Here is a 19,122-nt window from a genome sequence, read left to right on the forward strand (position 1 = left end):
CCCTATGTCGCCACAGAACCTTCCTTCGATAGGCTGTAGGGAACCCGCCCGCCGCATATGCCTCGCATGGCGCGGTGCCGCGCCGTCTCCACGGTCCGAGGGTCCTCACGTACCTGTCGAATGTCGGTCGAATGTCACTCGACCATCACGCAGCTCAAGGAGAGTCAACGAGCGATGGCCGGTCCAGCGTTCCGCGCCGCCGCCGTCCGCGTGCGCGTCCCCGCCACCAGCGCCAACCTCGGCCCGGGCTTCGACGCCCTGGGGCTCTACGACGACGTCGTCGTCCGGGTGGCCGACTCCGGGCTGCACATCGACATCGCGGGCGAGGGCAGTCAGACGCTGCCGCGCGACGAGAAGCACCTGCTCGTACGCTCGCTGCGCACCGCCTTCGACGTCCTCGGCGGCCAGCCGCGCGGCCTGGAGATCGTCTGCGCCAACCGCATCCCGCACGGCCGTGGCCTCGGCTCCTCCTCCGCCGCCATCTGCGCCGGCATCGTCGCCGCCCGCGCCGTGACCATAGGTGGCGAGGCCAGACTCGACGACTCCGCGCTGCTCGAGCTGGCCACCGAGATCGAGGGCCACCCGGACAACGTGGCGGCCTGCCTGCTCGGCGGTTTCACCCTGTCCTGGATGGAGGCCGGCGCCGCCCGGGCGATCAGGATGGAGCCCTGCGATTCCATCGTTCCGGTGGTTTTCGTCCCCGGTAAGCCGGTCCTGACCGAAACCGCGCGGGGACTGCTCCCGCGCACCGTGCCGCACGTCGACGCGGCCGTCAACGCGGGTCGCGCCGCGCTGCTCGTAGAGGCCCTCACCCGGCGCCCCGAACTGCTGCTGCCCGCCACCGAGGACCGCCTCCACCAGGAGTACCGCGCCCCGGCCATGCCGGAGAGCGCTGCGCTGGTGGAGCGGCTGCGCGCCGACGGCATCCCGGCGGTCATCTCCGGTGCCGGGCCCACGGTGATGGCCCTGGCCGACGAGGACTCCGCCGACAAGGTGGAGCGGCTGGCGGGCGCCGAATGGGCGGCGAACCGGCTGAGCCTCGACATGCAGGGCGCGAGCGTGCTGCCGCTGTCGGGCTGACACGCGATTGCCGGATTTGGAGAGGGGGAATGTTTGTTGGATCCGGTAGTGTTAACCTCAAGTCTGCACCCGACCCCACCATGGCGAGGTGCTTCGTGTCCCCGTCCGGGACCAACATTCTTCCGGGAGCTCCCCAAGGCACTCTGTGTTCCGTACGCCGTATCTGGGCAGTACGTCGTATGCGGACGCTGAGCGGTTCACAGGGCACGCTCCGGAATCGGCGCCACCACACCACGTGACACAGTGACACTCGGTGCCACGGCTCGAGGTAGCGCCAATCACCAGATATCTCTTCCGCCGCTTTGGCGGACCACCGCCCCGGCGCGGTCCACACAGCAAGGACCGAAGCCGGACAGCACAACCGGTCGCCGAGCCAGACAGGCCGACGTCCGCTCCAGGGAAGGACCCTTCGTGAGCGACACCACCGATCTGATGGGCGCACGTGTCGAGGAGACCGCTGCCGCGCCCGCCACGGACGCCTCCGCGCCTGCCACCGGTGCGGGCTCCCGGCGGCGCCGCGGTACCGGCCTCGAGGGCATGGTGCTGGCCGAGCTGCAGCAGGTCGCCTCGGGCCTCGGCATCAGGGGCACCGCGCGTATGCGCAAGAGCCAGCTGATCGAGGTCATCAAGGAGGCGCAGGCGGCAGGGGGCGCTGCCCCCGCGAAGGCCGACGCCGCCGCCGAGACCAAGCCGAAGCGCCGCGCCACCTCCCGGACCCGTACGGGCGAGGAGGCCTCCGCCGCGGACAAGAAGGCCGCCCAGGCCCCCGCCGAGAAGGCCGTGGCCCAGCAGCAGATCGAGATCCCCGGCCAGCCGGCCAGCGAGGACGCCCCCGTCGAGCGCCGCCGGCGCCGGGCCACCGCGGAGGCGGGCAGCCCCGAGACCGTCGCCGCCGAGGCGAAGAGCGAGCCGAAGGCCGAGACCCCGGCGCAGCCGCAGCAGGCCCAGGGTCAGCAGCAGGCGCAGCAGGGCGAGGCCAAGGGCGACGCCGGTGAGGGCGGCGAGGGCCGCCGCCGCGACCGCCGTGAGCGCGGCCGTGACCGCGACCGCGACCGCCGCGGCAAGGGCGACGACCAGCAGGGCGGCCAGCGTCAGCAGCAGAGCCAACAGCAGGGCGGCGGCCGTCAGGACCGGGGCGCCGGTCCCCAGGACGACGACGACTTCGAGGGCGGCCGCCGGGGCCGTCGCGGCCGCTACCGCGACCGCCGTGGCCGCCGCGGCCGCGACGAAGTCTCCGAGCCGCAGATCGCCGAGGACGACGTCCTGATCCCCGTCGCGGGCATCCTGGACATCCTCGACAACTACGCGTTCATCCGGACGTCCGGCTACCTGCCCGGCCCGAACGACGTGTACGTCTCCCTCGCCCAGGTCCGCAAGAACGGCCTGCGCAAGGGCGACCACATCACCGGTGCCGTCCGTCAGCCGAAGGAGGGCGAGCGGCGTGAGAAGTTCAACGCGCTGGTCCGCCTGGACTCCGTCAACGGCATGGCGCCCGAACACGGCCGTGGCCGCCCGGAGTTCAACAAGCTGACCCCGCTGTACCCGCAGGACCGGCTCCGCCTGGAGACCGATCCGGGCGTGCTGACCACCCGCATCATCGACCTCGTGTCGCCGATCGGTAAGGGCCAGCGTGGTCTGATCGTGGCCCCGCCGAAGACCGGCAAAACCATGATCATGCAGGCGATCGCCAACGCGATCACCCACAACAACCCCGAGTGCCACCTGATGGTCGTCCTCGTCGACGAGCGTCCGGAAGAGGTCACCGACATGCAACGGTCGGTCAAGGGCGAGGTCATCTCCTCGACCTTCGACCGCCCGGCCGAGGACCACACCACGGTCGCCGAGCTCGCCATCGAGCGCGCCAAGCGCCTCGTCGAGCTGGGGCACGACGTGGTCGTCCTGCTCGACTCGATCACCCGTCTGGGCCGCGCGTACAACCTCGCCGCCCCGGCCTCCGGCCGCATCCTGTCCGGTGGTGTCGACTCCACGGCCCTGTACCCGCCGAAGCGCTTCTTCGGCGCGGCCCGCAACATCGAGGACGGCGGCTCGCTGACCATCCTCGCCACCGCCCTGGTGGACACCGGGTCCCGCATGGACGAGGTGATCTTCGAGGAGTTCAAGGGCACCGGCAACATGGAGCTCAAGCTCGACCGGAAGCTCGCCGACAAGCGCATCTTCCCGGCGGTGGACGTGGACGCGTCCGGTACCCGTAAGGAAGAGATCCTGCTCGGCAACGAGGAGCTGTCCATCGTCTGGAAGCTGCGCCGGGTGCTGCACGCGCTCGACCAGCAGCAGGCGATCGAGCTGCTCCTCGACAAGATGAAGCAGACCAAGTCGAACGTCGAGTTCCTGATGCAGATCCAGAAGACGACCCCGGCACCCGGAAACGGCGACTGAGTCCCGCCCGGCCGTCTTTGACACTGCCCCGAAGCCGCCCCGTCACCTCGGTGACGGGGCGGCTTCACTTTTGCCCCGTAGCGTCAGCGCACCGAAGTGGGGGGGAACGTATTTTCGAATGCGCCCATGGGGGACGGTCCGTGCTGTCTTCGACGGCGCCGCGTCCGCCGGGTTCTCCTCTCCCACGAGCAATCCACGGTGACAGGAGAACTGAGTGGCATCTACTTCCCGAAGACCCCGTCTGGGTCTTCCCGCGGCCGCCGCGGCACTGGCCCTGGGAGGCGCGGTCCTCGCGGCCGCTCCCGCCCAGGCGTCCGGCACGACCCCCGTCCCGCCCCGGCCGGCCGTCACCGAGAAGCCCGGCGTTTCCCACGCGGAACTGCTGGAGCGGATCCAGGGCTCCCGGACCGCGCTGAAGAACGACCCGGCCACGGCTCCCACCGCGGCGCCGAAGACCTCCCCGAGCCCCGAGGCCTCGTCCGGCACCGTCGACCCGAAGATCATCGGTGGTACGGCCGCATCCATCACCGAGGCGCCGTGGATGGTGCAGCTGCACTACTACGACGACAAGGGCACCGCGGACCCGTCCGACGACGAGGGCTACTTCTGCGGAGGCACCCTGGTGGCCCCGGCGAAGGTCCTGACCGCCGCGCACTGCGTGTACGGCCTGAACTGGGCGAAGAACGGGGCTGTCGTCGCCGGCACCGGCCAGCTGCCGGACGGCAGCGATCTGCACGGCGGCCGGGTCGCCGGCGTCTGGCGCCAGTGGGTCAACCCCACGTACAAGCCGGCCACCACCGCGGGCGGCGACCTCGCGGTGCTGACACTGACCGATGCGCTGCCGTACAAGACGCTCCAGCTGACGTCGAGCTCCGACACCGCCTCGTACGGCAACGGCACCCCGGCGACGGTGTACGGCTGGGGGCGCACCAGCTCCACCAGCGACGACCTCTCGCTGACGCTGAAGAAGGCGACCGTGCCGATGCGGTCGGACTCCGCCTGCACCACGTACTACGGTTCCGACTTCGTGCCCGGTCAGATGACCTGCGCCGGCAACCCGGCCTCCGGTCAGGACGCCGGTACGGTCTCCCCGTGCAACGGCGACTCCGGCGGCCCGCTCGTGGTCAAGGGCCGGATCGCCGGTGTCGTCTCGTGGGGCGTCCAGGACTGCGTCCAGACGGGCGCCTACAGCGTCTACGCCAAGACCCGCTCCTACGTCGGCGCGGTCAACGCGCGCATCGACGACGCAGACCTCGACTTCGACGGTCTGGCGGACCTGTTCGTCCGGCGCTCGTCCGGCGGCGGGGCCTACGAGTACTACTCCCTCGGGGACAAGTGGCCCTACCTGGGCAACCGGTACTCGATCGGCGACTGGAGCGGGCTGAGCCTGGTGCGCCAGGCCGACCTGAACCGCGACTTCTACCAGGACTACCTGTACCGCACTCCGGACGGTGTCCTGTACGACTACGCGTTCGACGGGACCGGCAGCTACCGGTCGATCCGCGTCGGCCCCGGCTGGAACGTCATGAAGGACATCCGGGTTCCGGGTGACCTCTCCGGCGACGGCCTGCCCGATCTGGTCGCCAAGGACAAGGACGGCGTCCTGTGGCTCTACCCGGGCAAGGGCAACGGGCTGTTCGGCACCCGGGTCAAGATCGGCCCCGGCTGGTCCGCTTACACCATCACCGGCAAGGGCGACTACAACAACGACGGCAAGCCCGACCTGCTGGCGCGGGACGGCTCCGGCGTGCTGTGGCTCTACCCGGGCACCGGCGTCGCCTCGCCGGCGCTCGGCACCCGGACCAAGGTCGGCCCCGGCTGGAACATCTACAACGCCTTCGCCACCGCAGGTGACTACACCGGCGACGGCAAGCCCGACCTGCTGGCGCGGGACGGCTCCGGCGTGCTCTGGCTGTACAAGGGCACCGGTCTGGCCGGCTCGGCGACGTTCAAGAGCCGGGTCCAGGTCGGCGTCGGCTGGGGAGGCTTCGACCTCTTCGGCTGATCGAAGCCGGCACCACCGCGGCTGTGCTCAGGGCCGCTCCCGCGACGGGGGCGGCCCTTCGCCGTACGCGGCGCCGTCCCACGTACGGCAGGCGCCACGGCAGCGCGTCCGATCGCGGAGCGTGCGCGGACGGGCGAGACGTTTGCCACAGCTGCCCCGTCGTGATCCGCACAGGGGGTTGTGCAACCCTTTCCCGAGTTCCCCCGTCTGACCGTACGAGCGACGATGGTGCGTACCGGTTCGGAACGCCGGGGACGGCACGACCCAGGACAGATCGGGGCCTGACCCTGCAATCAGGGGGTAACCGACCGGATACGAGAGCCGAGGAGCGCATGTCCGCCGAGAGCACGCCGGACCCGGGCATACCCGGGGAGACCAGCACCACGAGCCCCCGCCGACGGGCCGCCAAGGGCCGCCGGCGCAAGCCGCCCACCACGCGGCGCAGGGCGCTTTCGGTCACGGCTTGGACCGCTGCGGGGATCGTCGTGCTCGGCGGCACCGGCGCCGGCTACCTCTACTTCAAGCTCAACGGCAACCTCAAGACGGTCGACATCAACCAGGCCCTCGGCGGCGACCGGCCCGGCAAGGCCGACAACGGCTCCGAGAACATCCTGGTCCTGGGCTCCGACAGCCGCAGCGGCGGCAACAAGAAGCTGGGCGGCGGCACCGACGACGGCAGCGCCCGCTCCGACACGGCGATGATCGTGCACGTGTACGCGGGCCACAAGAAGGCCAGCGTGGTCTCCATCCCGCGCGACACCCTCATCGACCGCCCCGAGTGCACCGACGCCAAGGGCGGCACGCACCCGGCCGCACATGGGGTGATGTTCAACGAGTCCTACTCCACCGGCGGCGCCGCCTGCGCCGTCAGGACCGTCGAATCGCTCACCGGCGTCCGGATGGACCACTACCTGGAGGTCGACTTCAGCGGCTTCCAGAAGCTCATCGACGAGCTCGGCGGCGTCCAGGTCACCACCACCAAGGCCATCCACGACCCGGACAGCCACCTGAACCTAGACCCGGGCACCCACACGCTCACCGGGCAGCAGGCGCTCGGCCTGGTCCGCACCCGGCACGGCGTCGGCGACGGCTCCGACCTGGGCCGCATCCAGCTCCAGCAGGCCTTCGTGAAGGCGCTGGTCAACCAGGTCAAGCACGTCGGCCTGTTCACCAACCCGAAGAAGCTGTACGACCTCGCCGACACCGCGACCGGGGCCGTCACCACCGACTCCGATCTCGGCTCGGTGAACTCGCTGATCTCCTTCGCCGGCGGCCTGAAGGGCATCAGCGCCTCGCACATGAACATGGTCACGATGCCGGTGCGGTACGACCCGACGAACCCGAACCGGGTCGTCATCGAGAAGTCCAAGGCCGAGCAGGTCTGGACCGCCCTGAAGAACGACAAGCCGATCCCGAGGACGGCCGTCGAGGGCACGGCCACCGGCAAGGCGAAGGGTGTGGTTTCCTCCTAGGGCCAGTCGTTCGGATCAGCCGGGCTCGCCCCGGCGGCCCGCAGGGAATACCCGGCCACCGCCCCCGGTTTTGGGGGATGGCGCCAGTCCTGGCAGACTGGTACGTCGGCTCCGGTTCACGCTGCCGCATCCCGCGGCCGCGACCCGGCGCCCTCCCGGAACATAGGAGACACCTTGAAGCGCGACATTCACCCCGCGTACGTCGAGACGCAGGTCAGCTGCACCTGCGGCGCGTCGTTCACCACCCGCAGCACCATCGAGTCCGGCACCATCCGGGCCGAGGTCTGCTCCGAGTGCCACCCGTTCTACACGGGCAAGCAGAAGATCCTCGACACCGGTGGCCGTGTGGCCCGCTTCGAGGCCCGCTTCGGCAAGGCTGCCGCCGGCTCCAAGAAGTAGCGAGCCCCTTTTCGCCGGTCCACGGCCGTGCCCCTCGCCGGGGTGCGCCGGGACCGGCGTTTTTGGTCGCCCGCCCTTCCCCACCCCCCGCAGTATCAGGAGCCGAAAGATGTTCGAGGCCGTCGAGGAGCTCGTCGCCGAGCACGCCGACCTGGAGAAGAAGCTCGCCGACCCGTCGGTCCACGCCGACCAGGCCAATGCGCGCAAGCTCAACAAGCGGTACGCCGAGCTCACCCCGATCGTCGCCACGTACCGCTCCTGGAAGCAGACGGGCGACGACATCGAGACCGCGCGCGAACTGGCCGCCGACGACCCCGACTTCGCCGCCGAGGTCAAGGAGCTGGACAAGCAGCGCGAGGAACTGACCGAGAAGCTGCGTCTGCTGCTGGTCCCGCGCGACCCCAGCGACGACAAGGACGTCATCCTGGAGATCAAGGCGGGTGCCGGCGGCGACGAGTCCGCGCTCTTCGCCGGGGACCTGCTGCGCATGTACCTGCGCTACGCCGAGCGCGTCGGCTGGAAGACCGAGATCATCGACGCCACCGAGTCCGAGCTGGGCGGCTACAAGGACGTCCAGGTCGCGGTGAAGGCCCGCGGGCAGATCGAGCCCGGCCAGGGCGTGTGGGCCCGGCTGAAGTACGAGGGCGGCGTGCACCGCGTGCAGCGCGTGCCGGCCACCGAGTCCCAGGGCCGCATCCACACCTCGGCGGCGGGAGTCCTGGTGACCCCGGAGGCCGAGGAGGTCGACGTCGAGATCAACCCCAACGACCTGCGCATCGACGTCTACCGCTCCTCCGGACCCGGCGGGCAGTCCGTCAACACCACCGACTCCGCGGTGCGCATCACGCACCTGCCCACCGGAGTCGTCGCCTCCTGCCAGAACGAGAAGAGCCAGCTGCAGAACAAGGAGCAGGCGATGCGTATCCTGCGCTCCAGGCTGCTCGCCATGGCGCAGGAGGAGGCGGAGAAGGAGGCCGCGGACGCCCGCCGCAGCCAGGTCCGCACCGTCGACCGCTCCGAGAAGATCCGCACGTACAACTTCCCGGAGAACCGCATCTCGGACCACCGCGTCGGATTCAAGGCGTACAACCTGGACCAGGTCCTGGACGGCGACCTCGCCGCGGTGATCCAGGCCTGTGTCGACGCGGACTCGGCCGCCAAGCTCGCGGCGGCCTGAGGACCGACAGGCTCGTCAGGCACGTACGGACGGAACGCACGTACGAGTACCAAGCACGGAGGACCAGCGTGCAGCAAGAATTTGGGGGGCGACCCCCAAGCCCCCGCAGCGTGCTGCTCGCGGAGGTGGCGCAGGCCACCCAGCGGCTGGCCGACGCAGGCGTGCCCTCGCCGCGCAACGACGCCGAGGAACTCGCCGCGTTCGTGCACGGCGTCAAGCGGAGCCAGTTGCACTCCGTGCCGGACGCCGACTTCGACGCCCGGTACTGGGAGGTCGTCGCCCGGCGCGAGCAGCGCGAGCCGCTGCAGCACATCACCGGGCGGGCGTACTTCCGGTACCTGGAGCTCCAGGTCGGGCCCGGCGTGTTCGTGCCACGGCCGGAGACCGAGTCGGTGGTGGGCTGGGCCATAGACGCCGTACGCGCCATGGACGTGGTCGAGCCGTGCATCGTCGACCTGTGCACCGGCTCGGGTGCCATCGCGCTCGCCCTCGCCCAGGAGGTGCCGCGCTCGCGCGTGCACGCCGTGGAGCTGAGCGAGGAGGCGCTGACCTGGACCCGCAAGAACGTGGAGGGCTCCAGGGTCGACCTGCGCCAGGGAAACGCCCTGACGGCCTTCCCGGACCTCGACGGCCAGGTCGACCTCGTCATCTCCAACCCGCCCTACATCCCGCTCACCGAATGGGAGTACGTCGCTCCCGAGGCCCGCGACTACGACCCCGAGATGGCGTTGTTCTCGGGTGAGGACGGCCTCGACCTCATCCGCGGCATCGAGCGCACCGCGCACCGGCTGCTGCGCCCCGGCGGGGTCGTCGTGATCGAGCACGCCGACACCCAGGGCGGCCAGGTGCCGTGGATCTTCACCGAGGAACGGGGCTGGGCCGATGCGGCCGACCATCCCGACCTCAACAACCGGCCGCGGTTCGCCACCGCACGCAAGGCGCTGCCGTGACCGCCCCCACCAGGACTTCAAGCCAGCAGTACGTGTACGAGGAGGCCCGCTGACAATGGCACGGCGATACGACACCAACGACGCGACCGACCGTGTGACGGGTCTGCGCGAGGCCGCGTCCGCCGTCCGCCGGGGCGAACTCGTGGTGCTGCCGACCGACACCGTGTACGGCATCGGCGCCGACGCGTTCTCCTCCGAGGCCGTCGGCGACCTGCTCGCCGCCAAGGGCCGTGGCCGCCACATGCCCTCTCCCGTCCTGATCGGCTCCCCGAACACGCTGCACGGGCTGGTCACGGACTTCTCCGAGATGGCCTGGGAGCTGGTCGACGCGTTCTGGCCGGGCGCGCTGACGCTGGTCGCCCGGCACCAGCCGTCCCTGCAGTGGGACCTCGGCGACACGCGGGGCACGGTCGCCGTGCGCATGCCGCTGCACCCGGTCGCCATCGAGCTGCTCACCGAGGTCGGCCCGATGGCCGTGTCCTCGGCGAACCTCACCGGCCACCCCGCGCCGGAGGACTGCGACGCCGCCCAGGACATGCTCGGCGACTCCGTCTCCGTCTACCTCGACGGCGGCCCCACCCCCGGCAACATCCCGTCCTCCATCGTCGACGTCACCCGCGAGGTGCCCGTACTGCTCCGTGAGGGCGCTCTGTCGCCGGAGGAGCTGCGGAAGGTCGTACCCGACCTCGAGGTGGCGAATTGACGGCCCCTGAAGCGGGGCGTGGCATAGGTGAGGAGGACGAGACGGGGCGCCCGCCACGGACGGCCGCGCCCCGTGACACCTTCCGCATCCTCCACGTCAGCACCGGCAACGTGTGCCGCTCGCCCATCACCGAGCGGCTGACCCGGCATTTCCTGGCGGACCGGCTCGGCGACCCGGCCGGCGGCGGGGTCATCGTGGAGAGCGCGGGCACCTGGGGCCACGAGGGCGCGCGGATGGAGACCAACGCGGAGACGGTCCTCGCGGACTTCGGCGCGGACGCCTCGGGCTTCGTGGGCCGCGAGCTCCTGGACGAGCACGTGATCAGGGCCGACCTGGTCCTGACCGCGACCCGTGACCACCGCGCCCAGGTCATCTCCATGGGGCACTCGGCCGGCCTGCGCACCTTCACCCTCAAGGAGTTCACGCGCCTGGTGAGGGCGATAGACCTGGCCACGCTGCCTCCCCTGGAGGAGGGCGTGGTGGAACGCGCACGGGCCCTGGTCCGCGCCGCCGCCGCTCTACGCGGGTGGCTTCTCGCGCCCAGCGTCGAGGCCGACGAGGTCTACGACCCCTACGGCGCCCCCCTGCCCTTCTTCCGCTCGATCGGCGACGAGATACACGAGGCTCTGGACCCCGTGGTGACGGCGCTGACGGGAGTGTCCGCGCGGGCCTGATGCCGGGAAAGCACCGCGCGGGCCCGACGGGGACGCCGAGCGCGGGCCCCGGTGCCGCTGGGGGCTCCTGTGCACGGCGTGGCGCCCAGGCGAACGCCCGTGCGGGCGTGATGGGGCGCATGGTGCCGCCGATGACCCGCGAGGCGTAACGACCGCGCGCACGCGTCCGTGCCGGGCCTACATTGGACGTACGTCACCGTCGACCGTCCGGAGACCACCATGTCGGTCATCCCTGCCCTAGAGGCCGATGTCCTGCGGCGGCAGGACCCCGAAGTGGCCGACATCCTGCTGGGGGAGCTGGACCGGCAGTCGACGACCCTTCAGCTGATCGCGGCGGAGAACTTCACCTCGCCCGCGGTGCTGGCCGCGCTCGGCTCGCCGCTGGCGAACAAGTACGCCGAGGGCTACCCGGCCGCCCGGCACCACGGCGGCTGCGAGATCGTCGACGCGGCCGAGCGGCTCGCCGTGGAGCGCGCCAAGGCGCTGTTCGGCGCCGAGCACGCCAACGTGCAGTCGCACTCCGGGTCCTCCGCCGTGCTCGCCGCCTACGCGGCGCTGCTGCGCCCCGGAGACACGGTCCTCGCGCTCGGGCTGCCCTACGGCGGTCACCTCACCCACGGATCGCCCGCGAACTTCTCGGGGCGCTGGTTCGACTTCGTCGGGTACGGCGTCGACGCCGAGACCGGGCTCATCGACCACGACCAGGTGCACACCCTGGCCCGCACGCACCGGCCCAAGGCGATCGTGTGCGGGTCGATCGCCTACCCGCGCCACATCGACTACGCCTTCTTCCGATCGGTCGCCGACGACGTGGGCGCCTATCTGATCGCCGATGCCGCGCATCCGATAGGCCTGGTCGCCGGGGGAGCGGCGCCCAGCCCCGTGCCGCACGCCGACGTGGTGTGCGCCACCACCCACAAGGTGCTGCGCGGGCCGCGCGGCGGGATGATCCTGTGCGGGAGCGAGCTGGCCGAGCGCGTCGACCGGGCGGTGTTCCCCTTCACCCAGGGCGGCGCCCAGATGCACACCATCGCGGCGAAGGCCGTGGCGTTCGCCGAGGCGGCCACCCCCGCGTTCGGAGCCTACGCCCACCAGGTGGTCGCCAACGCGCGCGTGCTGGCGGCGGGTCTGGCCGGCGAGGGGCTGAGCATCACCACCGGCGGCACCGACACCCACCTCATCACCGCCGATCCGTCGCCGCTCGGCGTCGACGGGCGCACCGCCCGCGGGCGGCTGGCCGCCGCCGGAATGGTGCTGGACTGCTGCGCGCTGCCGCACGCCGACGTCCGCGGGTTGCGCCTGGGCACCGCCGCGGTGACCACGCAGGGCATGGGACGGGAGGAGATGGAGCGGATCGCCGCGCTGTTCGGCAAGGTGCTGCGCGGGGAGCTCGACGCGGCGCGGGCCCGTGAGGACGTGCGCGAGCTCACCGCACGGTTCCCGCCGTATCCCGGCTGAGACGGCCGCGACGGGGTAGGCGCACCCTCGTGCACTGCCCCGGCAACATTCGTACACAGCCACACGTGCAACCATCGTCGCTACCCGGAAGTCCCCATACATATGCCCGCGTCGCTAGTGTGTGGGGCTGAGATGGCCAGCGAGACCTGTGGGGAAGCCCGTGCGTGAATACCTGCTGACGCTCTGCATCACGGCCGCGGTGACGTATCTGCTGACAGGGCCGGTACGCAAGTTCGCGATCGTGGCCGGAGCGATGCCGGAGATCCGGGCGCGTGACGTGCACCGGGAACCCACTCCGCGGCTCGGCGGGATCGCGATGTTCTTCGGCATGTGCGCGGGCCTGCTGGTCGCCGACCACCTCACCAACCTCAACGAGGTCTTCGCGAAGTCCAACGAGCCGCGCGCGCTGCTCTCCGGGGCCGCGCTGATCTGGCTGATCGGTGTCCTGGACGACAAGTTCGAGATCGACGCCCTGATCAAGCTCGGCGGGCAGATGATCGCCGCCGGCGTCATGGTCATGCAGGGCCTGACGATCCTCTGGCTGCCGGTCCCCGGCGTCGGCACGGTCGCGCTCACCCAGTGGCAGGGCACCCTGCTGACGGTGGCGCTGGTCGTCATCACGATCAACGCGGTCAACTTCGTCGACGGCCTGGACGGGCTGGCCGCCGGCATGGTGTGCATCGCGGCCGCCGCGTTCTTCATGTACACCTACCGGATCTGGTACTCGTACGGCATCGAGGCCGCCGCCCCCGCCACCCTCTTCGCCGCCGTGCTGATGGGCATGTGCCTGGGCTTCCTGCCGCACAACATGCACCCGGCCAGGATCTTCATGGGCGACTCGGGCTCGATGCTGATCGGCCTGGTGCTGGCCGCCGGGGCGATCTCGGTGACCGGGCAGGTCGACCCGGACGTGATGAAGCTGTTCTCCGGCTCCGAGCGCAACGCCGTGCACCAGATGGTGCCGGTCTACATCCCGCTGCTGATGCCGCTGACGATCATCGCCATCCCGGCCTCCGACTTCGTCTTCGCGGTGGTGCGGCGCACCTGGCGCGGGCAGTCGCCGTTCGCGGCGGACCGCGGCCACCTGCACCACCGGCTGCTGCAGATCGGCCACTCGCACAGCCGGGCCGTGCTGATCATGTACTTCTGGGCCGCGTTGATCGGCTTCGGGGCGCTGGCCTACTCGGTCAACTCCGCGTCGATGTGGATCGTGCTGGGGATCGTCTGCCTCAGCTTCCTCGGGCTGGTGCTGCTCCTGCTGCCGCGGTTCACGCCGCGTACCCCGCGTTGGGCCGAGCAGTTCGTGCCGCCGCGCTATCGCCGGGGCCGCCGTCGGGCGGTCGTGGCCCCGGGCACCGCCACCCCTGCGGGGGTCGGCTCCGCTGCGCGTGAGGGGGCCGCGGAGGCCCATGAGGCTCATGGCGTCCACGGGGCCCGTGAGCACTCCGCGCCGATCGTGGCGGGAGTGGCCGGAGTCAACGGCGCTACCGCCGTGGGCCCCCGTTCGCGCGTTCTCGACGGGCGCAAGGCGGGAACGTCGCGCTGACGCCCAAGGTAAGAATCTGACTAAAGCGTTGCCATCTCGTGGGGGGACAAAAGCCCCTGATACCCGACAAGTTGGATCGGTTTTTGCGCAGAAGGGCGGCTTCGCTCTCATGTGTGACAGCCAGCACACCCTACAGGTAAAGACCTCATCAAATAGTTTGTGATACCGTTCACGAGAACCCCGGATACAACCGAAGGACCCGCATGCGAGGGCCCCTTGGTGTGGTGGACCCCTCGTCCGAACCGGGGACTACGCTCGTCCATGACGACACCCTGCCCCCAGTGAAAAGCGGAGTTGCCGCCATGCCGTCCAATGACGTCCGGAACCTACTGCACACCGCCGTACCCACCGCAGCTGTCGGTGTGGTCGCGGTGGCGGTCAGTGGCGCGGTCGCCGGCGGGAAGGGCGCGATCGGGGCCGTCGTCGGCGTAGCCCTCGCCATCCTGTACATGGGGATCGGTCTCTACGTGCTGCAGTGGACGGCGAAAACGCTTCCGCAGCTCTTCCAGGCCATGGGCCTCATGCTCTACGTCGCCCAACTTCTGCTGCTCATGATCTTCTTGGCCGTCTTCAAGGGCACCTCGCTCTTCAATGCCAGGGCATTCGCGTTCTCACTCGTGGCCGCGACCATCGTGTGGATGGCGGCCCAGGCGCGCGCGCACATGAAGGCCAAGATCTTCTACGTCGAACCGGACTCGGAGAAGAACGAGAAGTCCGAGAAGACAGGGTCCTCGTCGTGAGGGGTAGGGCCGGGATAAAGACGTGCGTGATCTCCTGCTATCGTCCGGTGCCAACTGCGGCATCGCGGGCGCGGGCATCTGAGCTGACGCCTGCTCGATCGCGAGGCTCGATGCCCGCCGGCCGCCCCCACATCCGTACCACCAGTCCGGTGCCGACCCGCGGCTGCGCGCCGCGCCGACACAACGAGGTTGCCGTATCCATGCGCCATGCCGAAGGAGCCCGCGGTGAGTGCTGACCAGACCACGCTCGCCTTTGACTGGAGTTGCCGCGTCTTCGCCGAGAACGGCTGCGGCTTTCCGTCGCCGGGCCTCCACTCCTTCATCTTCAAGCCGATGTTCTCGGTCGGCGGCTACGACTTCGACAAGCCGATGCTGCTCGCCATCATCACCTCGCTGGTCGTGGTCGGCTTCTTCTGGTCCGCTTTCAGCAAGGCCAAGGTGGTCCCGGGCAAGCTGCAGATGGTCGGTGAGGCGGGCTACGACTTCGTTCGCCGCGGCATCGTCTACGAGACGCTCGGCAAGCGCGAGGGCGAGAAGTACGTCCCGCTCATGGTCTCGATCTTCTTCTTCGTCTGGATCATGAACCTGTGGTCGATCATCCCGGTCGCCCAGTTCCCGGTGACGTCGATCATCGCCTACCCCGCCGCCATGGCCGCGATCGTCTACGTGACCTGGATGGTTCTGACCTTCAAGAAGCACGGCTTCGCCGGCGGCTTCAAGAACCTCACCGGCTACGACAAGTCCCTCGGCCCGGTGCTGCCGCTCGTGGTGGTCATCGAGTTCTTCTCGAACGTCCTGGTCCGCCCGTTCACGCACGCGGTGCGACTGTTCGCCAACATGTTCGCCGGCCACCTGCTGCTCGTGATGTTCACCGTCGCCAGCTGGTACCTGATGAACAGCTGGCTGGTCGCGGCCGGCGCCGTCTCGTTCGTCATGGCCATGGTCATGATCCTGTTCGAGCTCTTCGTCCAGGCCGTCCAGGCGTACGTCTTCGTCCTCCTGGCCTGCTCCTACGTTCAGGGCGCTCTCGCCGAGCACCACTGAGCCACGTCCCGCACCGCCCCGTCACAGACGTCCGGTGGCCAACCCCCACCGGTCCTTGAAAGAGAAGGAAGAATCAGCATGGCTGCCACTGAGACCCTTGCCGCCGTCACCGGCTCCATCGCCTCCGTCGGCTACGGCCTCGCCGCCATCGGTCCCGGCATCGGCATCGGCATCATCTTCGGCAACGGCACCCAGGCGCTCGCCCGCCAGCCCGAGGCCGCCGGTCTGATCCGTGCCAACCAGATCCTGGGCTTCGCCTTCTGTGAGGCGCTCGCCCTCATCGGCATCGTCATGCCGTTCGTTTACACCTACAAGTAAACCGCGGCGGACGACCCACCCCATTAGGGAAAGGCACTGATGACATGCAGCTGACACAGCAGCTGGTGCAGCTGGCGGCGGAGGAGCAGCAGAACCCCCTCATCCCGCCCGGCCCCGAGCTGGTCATCGGCCTCGTCACCTTCGCCATCGTCTTCTTCTTCCTCGGGAAGAAGCTCCTGCCGAACATCAACAAGGTTCTGGAGGAGCGCCGCGCGGCGATCGAAGGCGGTATCGAAGAGGCCGAGGCCATGAAGGTCGAGGCCCAGAGCGTCCTCGAGCAGTACAAGGCCCAGCTCGCCGAGGCCCGGCACGAGGCCGCGCGCCTGCGCCAGGAGGCTCAGGAGCAGGGCGCCTCGCTCATCGCCGAGATGCGGGCCGAGGGCCAGCGTCAGCGCGAGGAGATCGTCGCCGCCGGTCACGCCCAGATCGACGCCGACCGCAAGGCCGCCGCGTCCGCGCTCCGCCAGGACGTCGGCAAGCTCGCCACCGAGCTGGCCGGCAAGCTCGTCGGTGAGTCCCTCGAGGACCACGCCCGGCAGAGCCGCGTGATCGACCGCTTCCTCGACGAGCTCGAGGAGAAGGCCGAGGCCGCGCGATGAACGGAGCGAGCCGCGAGGCTTTGACCGCCGCACGTGAGCGTCTCGACGCGCTGATGGACTCCACGTCCGTCGACGCCGCGCGGCTCGCCGACGAGCTGGCGGCCGTGACCGCGCTGCTCCACCGCGAGGTCGGCCTGCGTCGGGTCCTCACCGACCCGGCGCAGCCCGGTGACGCCAAGGCCGCGCTGGTCCAGCGCCTGCTCGGCGGCCAGGTCGACGGTGCCGCCGTGGACCTGGTGTCCGGCATCGTGCGCTCGCGCTGGTCGCAGTCGCGTGACCTGGTCGACACGCTGGAGGAGCTGGCGAACCTCGCCGACCTCAGCGCCGCCCAGCGGGCCGGCACGCTCGACGACGTCGAGGACGAACTGTTCCGCTTCGGCCGGATCGTCTCCTCCAGCACCGAGCTGCGCGCGGCGCTGACCGACCGGTCCGCGAGCACCTCTGCCAAGGGCGAGCTGCTGCGCCGGCTGCTCGGGGGCCGGGCGAAAGAGACCACCGAGCGTCTGGTGACGCGCCTTGTGACCGCGCCGCGGGGACGTAGCCTGGAATCGGGACTGGAGTCCCTGTCCAAGCTCGCCGCCGACCGTCGCAACCGCATGGTCGCCGTCGTCACCTCGGCGGTCCCGCTGAGCGACCGGCAGAAGCAGCGCCTGGGCGCCGCCCTCGCCAAGCTCTACGGCCGCCAGATGCATCTCAACATCGACGTGGACCCCGAGCTCATCGGTGGGATCCGGGTGCAGGTCGGCGACGAGACGATCAACGGCTCCCTCGCGGACCGGCTCGACGACGCCGCCCGCCGCATGGCGAGCTAGCAGCAACTCAACACGCAAGACGTACACGACGGCCCTGGTTGGGCCGTGCAGAGGATTCACCTCTTATTGGGGGGAGTCCCCGACTCGTGGAATACCCCCCAAGTGAAACTTCGGGCCCAACAAGGAGAGCAGGGAACCCAGATGGCGGAGCTCACGATCCGGCCGGAGGAGATCCGGGACGCGCTGGAGAACTTCGTCCAGTCGTACAAGCCGGACGCGGCCTCGCGCGAGGAGGTCGGTACGGTCACCCTTGCCGGCGACGGCATCGCGAAGGTCGAGGGCCTGCCCTCGGCCATGGCCAACGAGCTGCTGAAGTTCGAGGACGGCACCCTCGGCCTCGCCCTCAACCTCGAGGAGCGCGAGATCGGTGCCATCGTCCTCGGTGAGTTCAGCGGCATCGAGGAGGGCCAGCCGGTCACCCGCACCGGCGAGGTCCTGTCCGTCGCCGTCGGCGAGGGCTACCTCGGCCGCGTGGTGGACCCGCTCGGCAACCCGATCGACGGCCTCGGCGAGATCGAGACCGAGGGCCGCCGTGCCCTCGAGCTGCAGGCCCCCACGGTCATGCAGCGCAAGTCGGTGCACGAGCCGATGGAGACCGGCTACAAGGCCGTCGACGCGATGACCCCGATCGGCCGTGGCCAGCGTCAGCTGATCATCGGTGACCGTCAGACCGGCAAGACCGCCCTGGCCGTCGACACGATCATCAACCAGCGCGACAACTGGCGCACCGGCGACCCGAAGAAGCAAGTCCGCTGCATCTACGTCGCCATCGGCCAGAAGGGCTCCACCATCGCGTCGGTTCGCCGCGCGCTGGAGGAGAACGGCGCGCTGGAGTACACGACCATCGTCGCCGCCCCGGCGTCCGACCCGGCCGGCTTCAAGTACCTGGCGCCCTACACCGGTTCCGCCATCGGTCAGCAGTGGATGTACCAGGGCAAGCACGTCCTGATCATCTTCGACGACCTGTCGAAGCAGGCCGACGCCTACCGCGCCGTGTCGCTGCTGCTGCGCCGCCCGCCGGGCCGTGAGGCCTACCCGGGTGACGTCTTCTACCTGCACTCCCGGCTGCTGGAGCGCTGCGCCAAGCTCTCCGACGACATGGGCGCCGGTTCGATGACCGGTCTGCCGATCGTCGAGACCAAGGCCAACGACGTCTCGGCGTTCATCCCGACCAACGTCATCTCCATCACCGACGGCCAGTGCTTCCTGGAGTCCGACCTGTTCAACGCCGGTCAGCGCCCCGCGCTGAACGTCGGCATCTCGGTCTCCCGCGTCGGTGGCTCCGCCCAGCACAAGGCGATGCGCCAGGTCTCCGGCCGCCTGCGTGTGGACCTCGCCCAGTTCCGTGAGCTGGAGGCGTTCGCCGCCTTCGGTTCCGACCTGGACGCGGCCTCGAAGGCCCAGCTGGAGCGCGGTCAGCGCATGGTCGAGCTGCTCAAGCAGAACCAGTACGAGCCGATGGCCACCGAGGACCAGGTCGTCTCCATCTGGGCCGGCACCACCGGCCGCATGGACGACGTGCCGGTCGCCGACATCCGCCGCTTCGAGAGGGAGCTCCTGGAGTACCTGCACCGCAAGGAGCAGGGCCTTATGACCTCCATCAAGGAGGGCGCCAAGATGTCCGACGACACGATCCAGGCCATCGCGGACGCGGTCGCGGAGTTCAAGAAGCAGTTCGAGACCTCGGACGGCAAGCTGCTCGGCGAGGACACTCCGGCCGCTGCCGCCAAGTGACGTAAGGAAGGGAC

At 70.0% G+C, this 19,122-nt stretch carries 17 protein-coding genes; all 17 read left to right on the plus strand.

Features of this window, described 5'->3' with window-relative positions:
* The first annotated feature begins 174 nt into the window (after nucleotides 1-174).
* Nucleotides 175-1,080 (plus strand): homoserine kinase, encoded by a 906-nt coding sequence (gene thrB, locus BZY54_RS07610; protein ID WP_086723866.1) that lies wholly within the window; start codon nucleotides 175-177, stop codon nucleotides 1,078-1,080.
* A gap of 411 nt (nucleotides 1,081-1,491) precedes the next feature.
* Nucleotides 1,492-3,477 (plus strand): transcription termination factor Rho, encoded by a 1,986-nt coding sequence (rho, locus tag BZY54_RS07615; RefSeq protein WP_086723867.1) that lies wholly within the window; start codon nucleotides 1,492-1,494, stop codon nucleotides 3,475-3,477.
* A 214-nt stretch (nucleotides 3,478-3,691) separates the two neighbouring features.
* Nucleotides 3,692-5,482, plus strand: a complete 1,791-nt coding sequence (locus BZY54_RS07620) for a trypsin-like serine protease (protein WP_086723869.1) — start codon at nucleotides 3,692-3,694, stop codon at nucleotides 5,480-5,482.
* A 332-nt stretch (nucleotides 5,483-5,814) separates the two neighbouring features.
* Complete coding sequence (locus BZY54_RS07625) at nucleotides 5,815-6,954, plus strand: LCP family protein (RefSeq protein ID WP_086723871.1); 1,140 nt, start codon at nucleotides 5,815-5,817, stop codon at nucleotides 6,952-6,954.
* A 174-nt stretch (nucleotides 6,955-7,128) separates the two neighbouring features.
* On the plus strand, nucleotides 7,129-7,353 hold the full coding sequence (rpmE, locus tag BZY54_RS07630) for a 50S ribosomal protein L31 (RefSeq protein ID WP_014675000.1): 225 nt from the start codon (nucleotides 7,129-7,131) through the stop codon (nucleotides 7,351-7,353).
* Between the two features lie 109 nt (nucleotides 7,354-7,462).
* Entirely contained in the window at nucleotides 7,463-8,530 is a 1,068-nt protein-coding gene (gene prfA, locus BZY54_RS07635; RefSeq protein WP_086723875.1) for a peptide chain release factor 1, read from the plus strand.
* A 110-nt stretch (nucleotides 8,531-8,640) separates the two neighbouring features.
* Nucleotides 8,641-9,480 carry a peptide chain release factor N(5)-glutamine methyltransferase gene (prmC, locus tag BZY54_RS07640; RefSeq protein WP_086723877.1) on the plus strand — a complete coding sequence of 280 codons (840 nt, stop codon included), beginning with the start codon at nucleotides 8,641-8,643 and terminating at the stop codon, nucleotides 9,478-9,480.
* A gap of 55 nt (nucleotides 9,481-9,535) precedes the next feature.
* Complete coding sequence (locus BZY54_RS07645; RefSeq protein WP_086723878.1) at nucleotides 9,536-10,183, plus strand: L-threonylcarbamoyladenylate synthase; 648 nt, start codon at nucleotides 9,536-9,538, stop codon at nucleotides 10,181-10,183.
* A complete protein-coding gene (locus BZY54_RS07650) occupies nucleotides 10,180-10,857 on the plus strand; it encodes an arsenate reductase/protein-tyrosine-phosphatase family protein (RefSeq protein ID WP_086723880.1) in 678 nt (225 codons plus the stop codon). The genes BZY54_RS07645 and BZY54_RS07650 overlap by 4 nt, the downstream gene beginning before the upstream one ends.
* 219 nt (nucleotides 10,858-11,076) lie before the next feature.
* Nucleotides 11,077-12,315, plus strand: a complete 1,239-nt coding sequence (locus BZY54_RS07655) for a serine hydroxymethyltransferase (protein ID WP_086723882.1) — start codon at nucleotides 11,077-11,079, stop codon at nucleotides 12,313-12,315.
* 160 nt (nucleotides 12,316-12,475) lie between these two features.
* A complete protein-coding gene (locus BZY54_RS07660) occupies nucleotides 12,476-13,861 on the plus strand; it encodes an MraY family glycosyltransferase (RefSeq protein WP_086723884.1) in 1,386 nt (461 codons plus the stop codon).
* A gap of 302 nt (nucleotides 13,862-14,163) precedes the next feature.
* Complete coding sequence (locus BZY54_RS07665) at nucleotides 14,164-14,601, plus strand: Cg1360 family ATP-synthase-associated protein (RefSeq protein WP_086723886.1); 438 nt, start codon at nucleotides 14,164-14,166, stop codon at nucleotides 14,599-14,601.
* A 225-nt stretch (nucleotides 14,602-14,826) separates the two neighbouring features.
* Complete coding sequence (gene atpB, locus BZY54_RS07670) at nucleotides 14,827-15,645, plus strand: F0F1 ATP synthase subunit A (protein ID WP_483025146.1); 819 nt, start codon at nucleotides 14,827-14,829, stop codon at nucleotides 15,643-15,645.
* Between the two features lie 78 nt (nucleotides 15,646-15,723).
* Nucleotides 15,724-15,963 carry an ATP synthase F0 subunit C gene (atpE, locus tag BZY54_RS07675; protein ID WP_018571456.1) on the plus strand — a complete coding sequence of 80 codons (240 nt, stop codon included), beginning with the start codon at nucleotides 15,724-15,726 and terminating at the stop codon, nucleotides 15,961-15,963.
* A gap of 50 nt (nucleotides 15,964-16,013) precedes the next feature.
* The gene (locus BZY54_RS07680) at nucleotides 16,014-16,562 is read left to right on the plus strand and encodes a F0F1 ATP synthase subunit B (RefSeq protein ID WP_086723915.1); all 549 of its coding nucleotides are present in this window, start codon (nucleotides 16,014-16,016) and stop codon (nucleotides 16,560-16,562) included.
* The gene (locus tag BZY54_RS07685; RefSeq protein WP_086723888.1) at nucleotides 16,559-17,374 is read left to right on the plus strand and encodes a F0F1 ATP synthase subunit delta; all 816 of its coding nucleotides are present in this window, start codon (nucleotides 16,559-16,561) and stop codon (nucleotides 17,372-17,374) included. Before BZY54_RS07680 ends, BZY54_RS07685 begins: the two co-directional genes overlap by 4 nt.
* A 141-nt stretch (nucleotides 17,375-17,515) precedes the next feature.
* Nucleotides 17,516-19,108, plus strand: a complete 1,593-nt coding sequence (atpA, locus tag BZY54_RS07690) for a F0F1 ATP synthase subunit alpha (protein WP_086723890.1) — start codon at nucleotides 17,516-17,518, stop codon at nucleotides 19,106-19,108.
* Nucleotides 19,109-19,122: the final 14 nt, after the last annotated feature.

It is taken from the genome of Streptomyces carpinensis (assembly GCF_002154505.1).
In the GTDB taxonomy this organism is placed as follows: Bacteria; Actinomycetota; Actinomycetes; order Streptomycetales; family Streptomycetaceae; genus Streptomyces; species Streptomyces carpinensis.

Excerpts from the sequence above, each read along its gene's own strand:
- BZY54_RS07655 (WP_086723882.1), top strand. The coding sequence starts at position 11,077 with ATGTCGGTCATCCCTGCCCTAGAGGCCGATGTCCTGCGGCGGCAGGAC.
- BZY54_RS07685 (WP_086723888.1), top strand. The coding sequence starts at position 16,559 with ATGAACGGAGCGAGCCGCGAGGCTTTGACCGCCGCACGTGAGCGTCTC.
- BZY54_RS07645 (WP_086723878.1), top strand. The coding sequence starts at position 9,536 with ATGGCACGGCGATACGACACCAACGACGCGACCGACCGTGTGACGGGT.
- prfA (WP_086723875.1), top strand. The coding sequence starts at position 7,463 with ATGTTCGAGGCCGTCGAGGAGCTCGTCGCCGAGCACGCCGACCTGGAG.
- atpA (WP_086723890.1), top strand. The coding sequence starts at position 17,516 with ATGGCGGAGCTCACGATCCGGCCGGAGGAGATCCGGGACGCGCTGGAG.
- BZY54_RS07625 (WP_086723871.1), top strand. The coding sequence starts at position 5,815 with ATGTCCGCCGAGAGCACGCCGGACCCGGGCATACCCGGGGAGACCAGC.
- thrB (WP_086723866.1), top strand. The coding sequence starts at position 175 with ATGGCCGGTCCAGCGTTCCGCGCCGCCGCCGTCCGCGTGCGCGTCCCC.
- atpE (WP_018571456.1), top strand. The coding sequence starts at position 15,724 with ATGGCTGCCACTGAGACCCTTGCCGCCGTCACCGGCTCCATCGCCTCC.
- BZY54_RS07665 (WP_086723886.1), top strand. The coding sequence starts at position 14,164 with ATGCCGTCCAATGACGTCCGGAACCTACTGCACACCGCCGTACCCACC.